The sequence below is a fragment of the Actinomadura sp. KC216 genome (assembly GCF_004348535.1).
In the GTDB taxonomy this organism is placed as follows: Bacteria; Actinomycetota; Actinomycetes; order Streptosporangiales; family Streptosporangiaceae; genus Spirillospora.
On sequence record NZ_SMJX01000023.1, the window covers coordinates 1 to 15,070 of the forward strand.

General features: G+C 70.2%; 10 protein-coding genes and 1 tRNA gene. 5 read left to right on the forward strand and 6 right to left on the reverse strand.

The features are described 5' to 3' along the window. The 5 genes from E1264_RS06455 to E1264_RS06475 form a co-directional block, all read right to left on the reverse strand. Positions 1 to 2,203, reverse strand: a 2,203-nt coding sequence (locus E1264_RS06455; protein ID WP_132170572.1) for a type IV secretion system DNA-binding domain-containing protein, incomplete at its 3' end; no start/stop codon positions are given. Then, positions 2,200 to 3,945: an ATP-binding protein gene (locus E1264_RS06460; RefSeq protein ID WP_132170574.1), complete on the reverse strand. Its 1,746-nt coding sequence runs from the start codon at positions 3,943 to 3,945 to the stop codon at positions 2,200 to 2,202. The genes E1264_RS06460 and E1264_RS06455, both read right to left, overlap by 4 nt. 89 nt (positions 3,946 to 4,034) lie before the next feature. Continuing rightward, positions 4,035 to 5,024 (reverse strand): PrgI family protein, encoded by a 990-nt coding sequence (locus E1264_RS06465; RefSeq protein ID WP_132170576.1) that lies wholly within the window; start codon positions 5,022 to 5,024, stop codon positions 4,035 to 4,037. Then, the gene (locus E1264_RS06470) at positions 5,021 to 6,370 is read right to left on the reverse strand and encodes a hypothetical protein (protein ID WP_165964037.1); all 1,350 of its coding nucleotides are present in this window, start codon (positions 6,368 to 6,370) and stop codon (positions 5,021 to 5,023) included. The genes E1264_RS06465 and E1264_RS06470 overlap by 4 nt, the downstream gene beginning before the upstream one ends. A gap of 350 nt (positions 6,371 to 6,720) precedes the next feature. Beyond that, the gene (locus tag E1264_RS06475; protein ID WP_207935751.1) at positions 6,721 to 7,050 is read right to left on the reverse strand and encodes a pilin; all 330 of its coding nucleotides are present in this window, start codon (positions 7,048 to 7,050) and stop codon (positions 6,721 to 6,723) included. A 1,462-nt stretch (positions 7,051 to 8,512) separates the two neighbouring features. Between E1264_RS06475 and E1264_RS06480 the strand changes: the two genes are divergently transcribed. From E1264_RS06480 to E1264_RS06490, 3 genes are all read left to right on the forward strand, one after another. Further along, a complete protein-coding gene (locus tag E1264_RS06480) occupies positions 8,513 to 9,466 on the forward strand; it encodes a hypothetical protein (RefSeq protein WP_132170580.1) in 954 nt (317 codons plus the stop codon). Beyond that, the gene (locus E1264_RS06485; protein ID WP_132170582.1) at positions 9,463 to 10,344 is read left to right on the forward strand and encodes a DNA methyltransferase; all 882 of its coding nucleotides are present in this window, start codon (positions 9,463 to 9,465) and stop codon (positions 10,342 to 10,344) included. Before E1264_RS06480 ends, E1264_RS06485 begins: the two co-directional genes overlap by 4 nt. Positions 10,345 to 10,948: 604 nt before the next feature. After that, a complete protein-coding gene (locus tag E1264_RS06490) occupies positions 10,949 to 12,727 on the forward strand; it encodes a recombinase family protein (RefSeq protein ID WP_207935752.1) in 1,779 nt (592 codons plus the stop codon). Here E1264_RS06490 and E1264_RS06495 read toward each other — a convergent pair. Next, positions 12,709 to 12,794: transfer RNA gene (locus E1264_RS06495), tRNA-Leu, on the reverse strand. The genes E1264_RS06490 and E1264_RS06495 overlap by 19 nt on opposite strands. An 81-nt stretch (positions 12,795 to 12,875) precedes the next feature. On the opposite strand from E1264_RS06495, the gene E1264_RS06500 reads away from it, so the two are divergent. Both E1264_RS06500 and E1264_RS06505 read left to right on the forward strand, forming a co-directional pair. Then, on the forward strand, positions 12,876 to 14,222 hold the full coding sequence (locus E1264_RS06500; RefSeq protein ID WP_132170584.1) for a M20/M25/M40 family metallo-hydrolase: 1,347 nt from the start codon (positions 12,876 to 12,878) through the stop codon (positions 14,220 to 14,222). Between the two features lie 79 nt (positions 14,223 to 14,301). Continuing rightward, positions 14,302 to 14,970 carry a hypothetical protein gene (locus E1264_RS06505; protein ID WP_132170586.1) on the forward strand — a complete coding sequence of 223 codons (669 nt, stop codon included), beginning with the start codon at positions 14,302 to 14,304 and terminating at the stop codon, positions 14,968 to 14,970. Positions 14,971 to 15,070 lie beyond the last annotated feature (100 nt).

The following is a 15,070-nucleotide window of genomic DNA, read 5'->3' on the forward strand; positions in this document are numbered from 1 at the left end:
GGTGGGACAGGTCATGCGGGCCGAGGAGGGGTGCGGTGTGGCGGGCGAGGTCGGTGGCGTCTTCGGGTGAGGCGGCGAAGTAGATCTTGTTGCGGGCGTCGGCGGAGATCGCGTCGCGGAGGTCTTTGGGGAGTTGGGATAGGTGCTGGTGGGCCAGGGTGAGGCTGAAGCGGTAGGCGCGGGCTTCGGCGAGGATGTCGGAGATGGAGCCGGGCAGGTTGAGGAAGTTGTGGGCTTCGTCGATGTAGGCGGCCGCGTCGCGGCGTTCAACTTCGGCTTGGGTGGCGCGTGGGGTGATGGCCTGCCAGGTGTGGGCGAGGAGCAGCGAACCGAGCAGCCGGACGGCGTCCTCGCCGAGGACGCCTTTGGGGAGGCGGGCGAGGATGAGGCCGCCGGTGCCGAGCATGCCGCCCAGGTCGATGGTGGACGCGCCGCCAGAAAGGGTGTCGCGGACGAAGGGCCGCAGCAGGACGGCGCGGAGTTTGTTCATTACCGGGCCGATCACCGAGGCGCGGGCGGCGGGGGTGAGTTCGTCGTAGGACGCCCAGAACCCGCGCAGCAGTTCGTCCTCCAGCCGTGCGGTGACGCGGGCGCGGTAGGGGGTGTCGACCAGCAGGCGGGGGATGTCGGCCAGGGTGGCGCGGGTGCCGTTGACGCGGGTGAGGGTGAGGCAGGCCGAGCGGAGCAGGTCGTCCAGGCGTGGCCCCCAGGAGGAGGAGAAGCAGCGGCGGAAGGTGGTGATGATCGACTCGGCCGCGAACGCCGGATCCGCTCCGGCCAGCACGTTGAGACAGGGCGGGCGGCCCCGGTCGGCCGGATCGAATAGCACGGTCCGGTCGATGGCGCGGTCGGGGAGCCGGTCCAGTACGTCGGTAACCAGGTCGCCTTTAGGGTCGATGACCAGTGCGCCGCGTCCCGCAGCGGCGTCGGACAGGATGAGGTTGGCCAGGAAGGTTGATTTGCCGACGCCGGTCTGGCCGAGGACGTGCAGGTGCTGGCGGGCGCCGGCGACGGTCAGCCCGACCGGTCGCGGTGCCCCGGCCTCGGAGTCGCCGAGCACACGGACACCGGGGCCGGAGACCGGGACGGCGGGAGAGGGCGCGACGGGGCGGGCGCCGGCGCGGGTGACACCCGGCGCGGCCAGGTCGTAGGGCAAGTGCGCCAGCGCCGCCAATTCGCGCACCGACAGCAGGAAGCCGCGGTGCAGGCGGCGGTCGGCGAGCCGGGCGGCGGGGCGGCGGAGGCGTCTGCGGCGGAGGTGTTGGTGGCCGGAGGTGAACAGCGCGAACGTGGACGCCACTTCGTGGGCGTGCGCGCGCAGCCACCCTGCCTCGGCCTGATCGGGGTGGCGGGTGGCGACGCCGTAGCGGATCGCGGTCTCGAACCGCGGCTGGGCGGCCTTGGCGAGGATTGCGCGGACCTGCTCGGCCCGCTCGGGGAACTGCCGCGCCAGGTCGGCGGGTTCCCGGCGGCCGGTCATGCCGGGGGTGAGCAGGTCGAACAGGGCGGCTTGGGGTGCGGTGGAGTGGGCTCCGCGCAGTGCGGCAGCGGCCCGGTGCGCGCGCCGCAACCGCCGCCCGGTCGCCGGGCGGGCCAGGATCTGCACGGCCAGGTGCTCGCCGTCGGCGAGTCCGGACGCTGAGCCCAGCAGCCCTCGCAGCGGATCGGAGTCGTGGGTGTGGGTGAGCGGGAAGTGCTCTGCACGCCCGAGGACCAGCCGTCCCCCGGCGGCCTGGGCGTCAACGGGGAGCGGTCCCGTGGCGGCGCGGGTGGTGAGGGTGGCGCCGGGCCAGGCCGACCGGATCGTCTTCTCCACCAGCCCGGGCGGGACGGTGCCGGGCACCCAGACCTGGAAACGGACACCGGTGTGGTCGGCCAAGTACTCAAATGCCAGATGTGGCTGCCCGAACAGCACGCGTTTCCACGCGGGCAGGGTGAGACCGATCAGGTGCGCCCACCAGGCGGCGGCGCTGCCGTCCTCGACCTTCGGCGGGACCGCGATCTCGATGATCCGTGCGCCGGGCGCGAGCCGGGTGTTGCGCCACCGCCACACCGTCCACCGAGCGGCCGCCACCACCGAAGCACCGGCAAAAACGCCGATCGCGACGCCCGGCCCGTAGTGCGTGAATAGCTCAAGGAGTTGGCCAGGATCCTGCGGCAGTCCTGGAATCAGATCCGCGGTGCCCTGCAACGGCACGTTCACGGCAGAGTCTCCCTTCGCACGTCGGTGGTGTCATCACGGTCGACGGCGGCGAGTTCGGCGGGATCTGTCGTGGTCAGCCGGTGCTCGTGCGGGCTGGCGATGCCGCTGAAGGCGGCCCGATCGGCACCGGTCGCGGTCCCGCACAGCAGCCCCTGCCCGCGGTCGGCGGTGAGCAGGAACGCCTTCTCCCCGTCGGTGAGGTCGAACGCGGCGGCGATACGGTCGATGGACTGGGGTGCTTGGCGGAGCAGGATCTGGGTCGCGGAGTTGGCGATGACCGCCTGCCCCAGATCGGAGCCGAGCAGGTCGGCGGCGTCCTGGGTGACCACCGCGAGCCCGGCCCAGTGCTTGCGGGCGGACTTGGCCAACCGATAGAGAAACCGGGCGCCCTCGTCCTCGCGCATCAGCGTCCAGGCCTCATCGACCACCACCAGCCGCCGGCGCCGATCGGAAGGGTCGGTGACGTGCCGCCAGATCGTGTCCAAGGCGAGGAGCATCCCGACCTTGCGGGTCTCCTCGGGCAGGTCCCGCAGCGAGAACACGATCAGGTGGCCCTCGGGGCGGGTGGTGGTCGGCCCGGCGAACAGTCCTCGATAGGACCCGGTCACATACGGCGCCAGCCGCGCGGCCAGATCCGTCGCCTCCACCTCGCCGCCCTCGCCCATGCGCTCCAGTTCGAGGGCCAGATCGGCCAGCACCGGTGCGCGGCGTTTCCAGCTGCGCGGGTCGGCGGTGATGCCGCACGCCTGGTAGGCGGCGAGGGTCGCCCGGTCCAGCACCGCCCGCGCCGCCGGGGGCAGCGGTTCACCGAGCATTCCGGCGATCAGCGTCTGTAGGAACAGCGCCCGCCGGATGAGCGTGTCCTCACCCCGCCCGGCGGGCAGATCGAACGGGTTAAAACACACCCCGGGCGCGCCGAGCGGAATGTGGGCACCACCGACCGCGCCGGCCAGGCGCCGGTACTCGTCTTCGGGATCGATGACGGCGACGTGCACGCCCTGGTAGAGCAGCCGCAGGGTTTCGAGTTTGGTGAAGTAGGACTTGCCCGCGCCCGAGCGGGCGATGGTGATCGAGTTGTAGTTGTCCTGGGCGAACCGGTCCCACACCACTACGCCGGAGGAGTAGGCGTTCAGCCCGTACAGCACCGGAGTATCGCCGAGCCGCGGTTGCAGATCCGGGGAGGTGAACGGGAACGCCGCCGCCAGCGCCGCGGTGTCGAACACTCGCCGCGCTTTCACGCTGTCGTGCGCGAGGGGCAGAGTAGTGGTCCAGCCTTGCAGGGCGCGGAAGGTGGTGGGTTGGGCGTCCAGCAGGAGCGAGGCCGCTAGTGCCCGCACCCGTTGCACTTCGCCGTCGAGGCTCGCGTCGTCGGCGGCGTGCACGGTCAGGTACAAGCCGACCCGAAACAATCGGCCGTGCCCGCGCGCGAGTGAGGCGGCGAGTTCGGCCGCGTCGTCGGCGGCGACTTCGGCTGCGAAGTCGGCTAGCCGCCCATGCTGGGCGTTGGTACGGGAGACCGATTCGAGGCGGGCGAGTTGCTTGCGCAGCCGCTGCGCCGCGATCAGCGGCGGCACCGGCTCCACGTGCAGGGACACGTCCAGGCGGCCCGGGTAGGTCAGCAGCGGCTCCAGCCAGCCTGCGCCGACCTCCCGCGGATACCCAGCCACCGTGAACGAGGCACACACCCCGTCCGGCAACTCCACCGACTGCGGTCTCACCCGCAGCGCGCCGGGCCCGGCCATGCCCGACAAATCACCATCGCTGACCTCACCGGGGCCAGCGCCAGACCTGAACCGATGCAGGACTCCGAGACGGCCGCCGGGCCCGCGCATCATGTGGTGCCTTCCTGCTTGACACTGATCAGCTCATCTGGAGCGGCGTTATCCACAGGACGAGGCCCGCCTGGGGATAGCGACTCGGCCAGCACCGCCACGCACGCATCGGCATCCAGGACCTCGGCGGCCACGCCGAGCGTGGCCAGCGCCTGCACGGCCTCGGCGGCGCGTCGCAATACCACCTGCGCCCCCGTTTCCCGGGTGGTTCGCTGCCGCTGGGCCTTCGACCACGGCACGGAGGCAGAAACAGGCGGGCCGTCGCTGATCACGATGAGGACCTGCCGGACGAGCAGATCGTGCGCGGTACCGATCTCGGTCAGGAACGCCGCATGCTCACCCGCCGCCTGCTCCAGAGCGGGATCCGGCAGCTCCGGCGCCTGAGCGGTGATGTGGTCGGCCAGACCGGACAGGTCGACCGGACGGGCTTGGACCAGCAACTGCACCGGGGAGTCCAGCGAGTTGAGCCACCGCCCGAACCCGGCGACCAGACTCGCCTGCTCACCCGCCGTACGCAGGCTGAACGCCACCGTGCCGGCCCGCACGATCACCGCGACACCACCGCCGTCGGCCAGTTCCATCACCCCGTCATGGCGAACGGCCCGGACCGGGAGCCGCAACGGCGCAGGCAACCGGCCGCGCATCCGGCACCACGACGGCGGCGGCTGCACCGGCTCACCCGCCGCAACCCGCGCCTTCGGGCTCCGCATGAACGCCAGGGCGGCGGCCGCGTAGCGGTCCAGGCCCATCCCGTCACGGCGGGCGACCGACAGCACGATCCCGGCCGCCGCGACCGGCGTCGCCACCGCGACCAGGACCGGGAACGGCACCACCGCTTGAAAGGTGAGCCACAGCCACAACACCACCGCAACCGTCCCGCCCAAGATCGCCAGCTGCCGGGCAGTGAGCCCATAAAGGATCTTGTCGGGCTGATCGACGTCAGCCGGAATCTTCACAGCCATCGGCCGCTGGCCCTGCTCGTTGCTCACTTGCTCCTCCGGCGCTTGGGCGGGTCGATCCACAAGGTCAGCTGCCGGTGCGGCACCGGCCGTCTGGGCATTCCGGGCAACATCAGCTGCCGCGACCGCGCCCGAGGCCGCGCCGGAGCGGCGGCCGGCGGCGGCACAGTCGGCTGGCGGACACGGGTGACCGGGATCGGCAAGGTCAGTTGCACCGGCCGTTGGGTCCCCGGCCTTGCGGGTGCAGGCGGGTGCGGGATCGGGAGCGCCAGTTGCATCGGTCGTGGGTCTCCTTCGGGTCCGGTCTCGGGTTCGCCTGGCTCATTCGGCGGTGGTGGCGTCGCAGGTCCCGCAGATCCTGCGGGGCCTGCGGGAAGAGCAAGCGGAGGTCGAGGGCTGGGCAGCTGTGGTCGGCGCGGCGGTGCTGGCGGTGGTTGGACAGGCGGCGGGTTCTCCACCGACGCGGGTACGGCGGTGCGGCGTCGGCCGCCGAGCAAGGCACCCAGGCCCCGGTAGACGATCAGGCTGCGCAGCAGGCCACCGAGCATGCGCGGTTGTGCGGGGCGCCAGACGGTGCGCGCGACCCAGGACGGGATCCGCAGCAGCACCCATAGCAGGCATCCCGCCACCAGCAGATCGGTGAAGTCGTTGTCGGTGGGCATCCCGAGGAGTTGGTCGCTGGTGTCGTCGGTTTCGGTGAACAGCAGCCGGTAGGCGGTCGCCAGCGCCAGCGCCTGGCACACCTGGATCGCCAGCAGCCCGCTCATCCCGCGCCACCACAGCCGCGCCAGCCCGTCGGTGAGCGGCAGCGCGTGGAACATCAATGCCACCGGTGCCGCCGCGATCAGCACCATGGTCAGTGCCAGCCGGATGGCGTAGGTGAACACCACGCCCAGCGCCAGCACCACCACGCCCAGCGCGATCAGTGCGCCGAACGGTGAACCCGGGATGAGGCTCGCGGCCACGAATCCCGCGACAATGTCGGCGACCACACTCGGATCGGTCGACTCCGCGCCCGCGTGGAGGAACGCTCCGGCGAGGCCGTTGGCGAAACTGATGCCGTGTCCGATCAGGATCAGGCTGAGGTTGGAGGCCAGGAACGCCCCGACGATCCGGACGGCCAGTTGGGCGGGGGTGAGTTCGGCGCCGGGCAGGTTGTGCCCGGCCATCAGCCATACACCGCCCGCGGTGATCAGCAGAACGAAGCAGGTGTTGGCGATCGTCTGCGACACGGCCCACAAGTCACGCGCCCGCGTCATCTGCGGTGAGTCCATCTCCGGGGTGCCCAGCACGGACTGATGCAGGGTGCCGAAGATCGGCTTGGCCGCAGACGACACCAGATCGGAGAACCAGCCGTTCACCGCGCGCTTGGCCATACAGCTCACATCGGCGAACCCGCACTCGTCCTCTGCACCACCTGCGCCTTGCCCGCCCGTACCAGGGGCGCCTGGGGCGGTCGGCGTCGGTGGTGATCCCGGTGACGGTGACGGTGACGGTGACGACGGCTGCGGTGCAGGGGGAGTGGGAGGTACTCCCGGTGAAGGTTGCACGGGTGCCGCGGGGGTCGGGCTCGGTGCGGGATCGGCTCCGGCGCGAGAAGGCTGTACCGACACCCACAACCAGGCGCAGGCCGCCAACGCCACGATCGCCGCGACCCTGGCCGCGCAGGTCCGCAGTGACCTGAGCCCGACTGCCCAGGGTGGCGGAGGCGGGATGGTGGAGGGCGTCACGAGGGCCCGCCGACGATGGTCTGCAGCAGCTTGACCAGCACCGGAGCAAGCACCGCGACCGAGTACCCGATCGCGGCGTACCGCAGCGTTCTCTTGGCGGCCTCCACCTCACCCGGATCGCCTCCGGCAAGCATGAGGCGGGCGCCGCCGATCGTGGCGAACAACGTCGCCAACCCCACCAGGAGCCCGACGATCACGTTCCGCAGATTGCGGATCACCTCATCCAGCGACCCCGCCGCGGCCAAACTCGTGCCAGCCTCGGCGACCCCCGGCACCAGAAGCGCTGCAGCCGCGCACCCGCCCGTCCACAACAGTGACGCCGCCACCAGACGGCCCCGACCGGGACGCCGACCCCCTTGGCTCTCAGGTGTGGAAAGCCCTGCGGCAGGCTGGCCGGTTGTGGGTCGCTGCGCGCGACGGATGGCAAGGCGTGAGCGGTTGTGGGAGTGCATGGCAGCGCGTCTCCTGAATGTTCGACGGCGAGTAGGAGCTGCCAGGCGAGATCACCGGTGACGGTGCGACCGGCGCGCGTGGGTGTCCTCCTTGAAGGAACGCGAGGTGACGGTTGGATGCGGCGGGGACCGGGTTGAGACCGTCCGCGTCGGCTCCACCAGCACCGGTGATCTCGACAGGCACCCCTGAAGCACCGCGCTCGGGCCCAGAATTCGCCGACCAACCGAGAGCGATTGCCAAGACTTGACCAGACCGCGATCGATGAAGAAGGACCCGGAAGCTCTCAGAAGTTCTTCGGCCACAAGTACAAGCCGGGCGCCTGGGTCACGGTCGACGACGGCTGCTGGAGTTCAGCGCTCGGTCAGCCGGTCACGGCGGCGCGATGCCGGTCACCGGCGGAAGTAGTCGCCTAGTGCGGCGATGCACGCGGTTCGGCGGGTGGAGTCGTGGGGGTACCGGCGGTGGCATTCGTCGTGAACCCACGCCGGTGCCCGACGTGGCCTCTCCGGCTGAAGAGATGGTGAAACGGAGCGGTGCGGGATCGAGCTGTTGCGGCCCTTCCCGGTCCGAGGGCGTGGCGCCCGAGAGCGCCGCGCACCGGTGGCCTCAGGCTGTCCGGGACCGTTCTCTGGGGATGCCGACCGGTCACCATGGCCGGCCTGGGCCTGCGTGCGGCCGCGAGGTTCGGGCTGCTCGTGGACGAGAGGTGGCGCGGACCTGGACGGGCTGGGCCGCAGGCCATTGCTCGTCCCCGCGCTTGCCGTCGGGGCAGGGCGCGGTGACCCCGGAGGCGATGCGTCGCCGAGATGCAGCACGGCTGCAGTGCCGACGGAAGCCACCATGGCGCTGATCAGAGGCGCACCCAGGCGGAGGCCGCGGCGCCGCCTCAGACGACGGTGAGGGCGAACACGCCACGGCTCGTCGGGCAAGGGAGGCACACGCGCCTTCGGATCTGAACTCCGGTCATTGATCACCACACGTGGCTACCAAGAGTGATACCGCTGCGACAATCAGGCTCGCTGGCGATGGATCAGAGCCCGACCGCCGCCACCAACGAGCTCCGCGAGTCGTTCCTAAAGGCCGATCGCCTATGGCCACGCCGCGGTCACGCTGGGGCTGCTCGCCGCCCACGGTGTCACGCTCGGCTTGGTGACCGCCGCATCGAACATCCTCTGGCTCCGTGCTGCGGATTGATGCGTCCCGGGCGTGGTCCAGAGGCGGGCGGCGGCGTGAATTTGACCGGACCGTGACCCGGGTCCGGGGTGAAGATCGGGCCGGATGGCGGTGCTTCATCGGTGCACGGGGATCGGGTGGCCGTCTCGGGTCACCCAGCAGATGAACCACACACCGTCCAACCCGAACCACTCACCCACAGGAACCGGCACCACCGGCCCCGCCGGGCGCAGGATGGTGCCGCTGACCGTCTGGCTGTGCTCGGACATCAGCGACTCCACACCGCCCAGCACCCGCCACCACGGCGTCGCCGACCGCGCGCATGACCCTGATCAGACGGTCGTCGCCACCAAGCGGCTTTGTCTGGCGCACCGGCGGTCGGTCGGCCGGGAACTGGCCGCGCACCTGATCGACACCTGCACCCGCGAGGGTGACCTGGTCGCTGAAGGATTCACAACCAGCGAAGCCACCCTGACCGCCGCCGCTCACCTCGACCGACGCGGCATCGCGCTGGTCCCGCACTTCCCGCTCGCCCAGCACATCGGAACCCGGCTGCGCACCACCCTCACCCCAGCCCAGCTTGCTCGGGTGCAGATGCGCCCGACCCGCCCGGATCAGATGGTCCGCGGCCTGGCCGACCACCTCGACGATGTCGCGCTGGTGATCGCCGCACCGCCACCGTACGAGACCGGCGGACGCTCGCCTCGCCGGGTCGGGGACCGCGGCTGCCCGGCGTGCCGGGCCGACCTGTGGATGCTCAGCGCCGAACAGCTCGGCCTGTTCCTGGCCGCGGCGTGGAAGGTGCTGCGCCCTGGCGGGGTCCTGGCGATCATCACCACCGCCCGCCACCAGGCCGGACGCCTCATCGACCCGGCGCCGCGCATCATCCGCCAGGCCCAGGGGCTCGGTTTCCGGTACGCCCAGCACGTCATCGCGCTACGCGTCCCGGTCGATGGGGACGCCCTGGTCGTCCAGTCCGGGCCCGCCGACCTGGCCGAACTGCGCGACGCCCGTTCCGGTGCGTTGCCGCCGCCCGTCAGCGTCCACGCCGACGTGTGCCTGTTCACCAAACCGACCACAGACCTCCGGGACCGGCAGGACGGGGACGCCCGATGAAGCAGAACGTCCCCATCTCACCGCTGCCGGCATCGGTACTGGCCACCGGGCAGCGGCCTTCCCGGCTGCAACGCCAGGGCCGCTACACGCCCGAATCGATGCGCCACCCCGGCAAGATGCTGCCCGCCATCGCCGCCACCGTCATCGACTCCTTCACCCGCCCCGGTGACCTGGTCGTCGACCCGATGTGCGGGATCGGCACCACCCTGGTCGAAGCCGCGCACCTGGGCCGCGACGCCGCCGGGGTGGAGTACGAACCCGACTTCGTCCACCTCACCCTGGGCAACCTGCGGCACGCCCGCGCCCACGGCGCCACCGGCCGGGCACAGGTGGCGTGCGGCGACGCCCGCAATATCGCCACCATCTACCGCTCCCTGCACGGCCAGGTAGCGCTGGTGCTCACCTCACCGCCGTACGGATCTCGCACGCACGGGCACATCCGCTCTGGCCGCGACAACGGCGGCGGCAAGATCATCAAGCGCAATAGCCGGTACTCCACCGACCGCGGAAACCTCGCCCACCAACCCCTCCCGGGTCTCCTGGACGGCTTCGGCCAGATCCTGGCCGGAAGCGCCGACCTGCTCCGGCCCCGAGGCGTGATCGCGGTGACCGTCCGCCCCATCCGCGTCCATGGCGAGCTGATCGATCTACCCGGCCAGGTCATCGACACCGCAACCAGAAACGGTCTTGTGCTCGTCGGGCGGTGCGCCGCCCTACTGGCCGGCCTGCGTGACGGCCGGCTGGTCAACCGGGCGTCCTTCTTCCAGATGCTCGAAACCCGCCGGGCCCGCGACCGAGGCATTCCGGCCTGCGCCACCGCACACGAAGACCTCTTGATCTTCCACCGCGCCACGGACCTGCCGGAGGCAAGCCGATGACCGAGAACCGACACGGCAAGCACGCAGGGCACAACCGCGTGCTGGAGATGCTGGCCATCCTCCAACTCGGCTTGTGCGGACGGTGCGGACGCGCCCGCTACACCACACGCCGCACGGCCCGCCATGCCGCGCGCATCGCCGCCCCCGGCAGCCGGTTGCGTGCCTATCGGTGTGGTGACGCCTGGCACCTGACCACCCCGCCGGGCCGACCCCAATGCATCGCTCCACCCGTCACGGTGCCCCACATCCGGGCATGGATGAGGCTTGACCTCCACGGCCGAGACCAGCGTCGATACCGGAACCGTCGCGGTTCCCGCGGTAGCGGCCACCCCTCAGGGCACGCGCGCCGCATGGGTGCTGGTTCTTCCGCGGGACGACCGTGACTGGCAATGGAAGGAAGCTGCACCTGGTCCCACCAGACCAGCCTCCACGGCTTAACCCTGGTGCCGCCAAGGTGCTGCTGCGAATCCTGCTCAAAGCCGCTGAAGACCCATCAGGAGCTGAAAGGCGCCAGGCAAGAAATGATCAGGTTCACGATCAATAGCCGTACGGATCGGAGAACGCTTCGCCATCCGGCGTACTCCATCACCAAGGGGAGCACGTCGTGACCGAAAAGGACATCGATCCGCAGCACCAGACCGTGCGAAACCACGCCAGCAGACCCTCCGCACTACCGGAGGCCGGCGCCGCTGTGGTGAAACCCGCCGCTGCAGTCCTGCCGCGCCTTCGGTTCGCGTTTTACGGTCGGGTCTCGACCGAGGACAACCAAGACCCCCAGGCTTCGCGAGCCTGGCAACTCCGCCGCGCCCGCGGGCTCATCGAGCCGAAGGACGGGGTGATCGTCGCCGAGTTCTTCGACGTCGATAAGTCCCGCTCGATTCCTTGGCCGCGACGTCCGCACGCCTCGCTGCTGATCGAGGAACTCAAAGACCTCCGGCGCAACTTCGACGCGGTGGTGATCGGCGAGCCGCACCGCGCCTTCTACGGCAACCAGTACTCCCTGACCTTCCCGATCTTCGAACACTTCAAGGTCCCGCTCTGGGTACCTGAAGTCGGCGGGCCCATTGACCCCGGCAACGAAGCTCACGACATGATCATGGGCGTGTTCGGGGGCCTGTCCAAGGGCGAGCGGAACCGGATCAAGGTCCGGGTTCGGTCGGCGATGGCCGCTATCACGGCCACCGAAGGCCGCTACCTCGGTGGGCGTCCGCCCTACGGCTACCAGCTCGTGGACGCAGGTCCACATCCCAATCCCGCCAAGGCAGCCGATGGCAAGCGGCTCAAGCGGCTGGCGGCGCATCCGGTCCACGCCCTGGTGGTGAAGTGGATCTTCGCGCAGTACATCAAGCAGCGGGGGCGCGGGCTGATGGACATCGCCGAGGAACTGACCCGGCAAGGCATCCCCTGCCCCTCCGCTAGCGACCCGGCGCGCAACCCGCATCGCAATCAGCTCGCCTGGTCCAAGTCGGCCGTCCGGACGATCATCAACAACCCCCGGTACACCGGCCGGGAGATCTGGAACAAGCAACGCAAGGACGAGGTCCTCATCGACGTCGATGACGTCGCCCTCGGGCACACCACCAAGATGCGATGGAACGACCGCGCCGATTGGATCTGGTCCGAATACCAGGTTCACGACGCTCTCGTCAGCATCGAGGACTTCGAACGAGCCCAGCAACTCCGGCAATCACGAGCCCGTGGAAGTTACACCAAGAAGGGGAACCCGACCCCGCGCCCGTATGCTTTCCGAGGGTGCCTCTCGTGTGGCTACTGCACCCGCAAGATGCAGGGGAACTGGAACAACCAGCAGGCCTACTACCGGTGCCGGTTCCCCACCGAATACGCCGTGGTCAACGAGCTGGACCATCCCAAAGTGGTCTACCTGCGTGAAGCGGAGATCCTCGGCGAGGTCGACGGATGGCTGGCGACCGCGTTCACGCCGGACCGGATCGCGTCGGTCATCGACATGATGACCGACCAGATGACCGATCCCGACGCGCAGAAGGCTGCCGACCTGCGCAAACAACTCTCCCGATGTGATCGCAGCCTTGCCCAGTACCGGGCGGCGCTGGACGCGGGAGCCGACCCGGCGGAAGTCACCAACTGGATCAACGACGTTAAGCAAGAACGCGCCCGGCTGGAACACGCCGCGAAGACCATCCCACGCGGATCAGGTATCTCCCGGGACGAAATCGCCGACCTGCTCCAGCGAACCGGGGACCTGGCACAACTGGCCATCAACGCCAATCCCGAAGACAAAGCCGACCTCTACCAGCAACTGGGCTTGGTGATGACCTACTATCCCCAGAAACACGTAGTGGAGGCCCGTGTGATCCCGGAGCCCCCACATGTGCGGTCGGTGCGTGTCCGAGGGGGGACTTGAACCCCCATGCCCCGTGAAGGGCACTAGCACCTCAAGCTAGCGCGTCTGCCTATTCCGCCACCCGGACCGGTTGCAGGCCGCAGTGGGCTGCGGCGGGGTTCACCATACCAAAGGTGGCGAGTCGCGGCGAAGTCGATCGACGGGCACCATGGGACGGGGTACGCGACTACGCGAGGTGAGCACTGTGGCCCAGCAGCCGACCGCTGAGGACGAGGTCGTCCAGTTCTGCCAGGAGTTGATCCGGATCGACACCAGCAACCCGGGAGATCATTCGGGGCCGGGGGAGCGGGTGGCGGCGGAGTACGTCGCGGAGAAGCTTGAGGAGGTCGGGCTGGAGGCCCGGATCTTCGAGTCGCATCCGGGGCGGGCGAGTCTGGTGGCGCGGATCGAAGGGGAGGACCCGGGACGGGACGCGTTGCTGTTGCACGGGCATCTCGATGTGGTGCCCGCGCGCAAGGAGGACTGGACGCGGCATCCCTTCAGCGGGGAGATCGCGGACGGGTGCGTCTGGGGGCGCGGGGCCGTGGACATGAAGGACATGGACGCGATGATCCTCGCGGTGGTGCGGCAGCGGCTGCGGGAGGGGCGGCGGCCGCCGCGGGACGTGGTGCTCGCGTTCATGGCCGATGAGGAGGCCGGCGGCACGTGGGGGGCGCAGTACCTGGTCAGGGAGCATCCGGAGCTGTTCGAGGGGTGCACCGAGGCCGTGGGGGAGGTCGGCGGGTTCAGCCTGACCGTGCCCGGGGACCGGCGGATGTATCTGATCGAGACGGCGGAGAAGGGCATCGCGTGGATGAACCTGACCGCCAACGGGACGGCCGGGCACGGGTCGATGGTGCACCCGGACAACGCGGTGACGGCCGTGGCGGCGGCGGTCGCGAGGATGGGGGCGTACGAGTTCCCGGTGCGGTTGACGAAGTCCGTGCGGGCGTTCCTGGAGCGGGTGTGCATGGCCTACGGGGTGGAGTTCGATCCGGAGCGGCCGGAGGAGGCCCTGGAGAAGATCGGGCCGATGGCGCGCATGATCGGCGCGACCCTGAAGAACACGCTCAATCCGACGCGGCTGGATGCCGGATACAAGACGAATGTCATTCCGCAGACGGCCACCGCGCAGGTGGACGGACGGTTCCTTCCAGGATATGAGGAGGAGTTCTTCGCGGTAGTGGACGAACTTCTCGGTCCGGACGTCCAGCGGGATTTCGTCGTCCATGACCAGGCGCTCGAGACGGACTACGAGGGGGCGCTCGTCGCGGCGATGGAGGCGGCGCTGACCTCGGAGGATCCGGGTGCGCTGCCGGTTCCCTACTGCATGAGCGGCGGGACGGACGCCAAGTCGTTCGCCCGGCTGGGAATGCGATGCTTCGGTTTCGCGCCGCTGAAACTTCCCCCAGAGTTGGACTTTTCCGGAATGTTCCACGGCGTCGACGAGCGCGTTCCCGTGGACGGCCTTCGCTTCGGCGTCCGGGTTCTCGACAAATTCCTTGATCGGTCCTGAATTCGCCCGCGCCAATGCGCTCCGTGGTGCTAACGTCACCGTTCGTTGAAGACGTTCTGGGCGCGACGGAGGTTGATCGGTGGCACGTGACGCGGCGCGGGCTGGGGCGGTCGCCGTCCCGTCGCGCCGCGTCGCGGTCGTCCGGCGGCTGCTCGTTCTAGGCGGGCTGCTGATCGCGGGCTGGATCCTCGGGTGCGTCGCGCAGTCGGCGCACGCCGACGAGGTGCCCGTGCCCTCCCCGGACGTGGTCGCGGAGGCGCCCGCGCTGGAGCGCGCGGTCGAGACCGCGACCGAGCGCCCGCCCATGCCGGACGTGGTGCAGGCCGTGGTGGAGAGCCCGCCACCGGCCGACGCCGGGGAGGCCATGGAGCCTGCGGTGGAGCTGGTGACGCCCGATGCGGCGCCCCTCCAGCCGGAGGTCTCCGCGAGCGTGCCCGACGCCGGTGTTGTGTCCGTGCCGCTCCATCGGTGGACGCCCGACGCCGTGTCCGCCCGGTCCGTAGGGACGGACGGCGGCCAGTCCGTGCAGCGCACCGTCCGGCACCATCCGGCGCCCGTGCCTGCGCCTGAGCGGCCCGACGATCACTCTGTCGCCGGTGGGCTCGCCATGTCCGGCGTCACCGCGGGCTTTCCCAGCGCCGTGGCGTGGGCGCCGGTCCCGGCGCGAGCCCCTTCCGGGCGCCTTCCGGGTGCCGTGCCACCGGCCGTCCGCACCGCGGCGGACGAGCCGTCCTTCGCGCCCGACTGATCACTGATCACTGACTCCCCGGCAGGGGCCGGCCCGGCATGCCCGGGGCCCCTCCTGTCCGGGACGGGACGTGCCGTGCCCTGACTTCCGCGCGGCATGT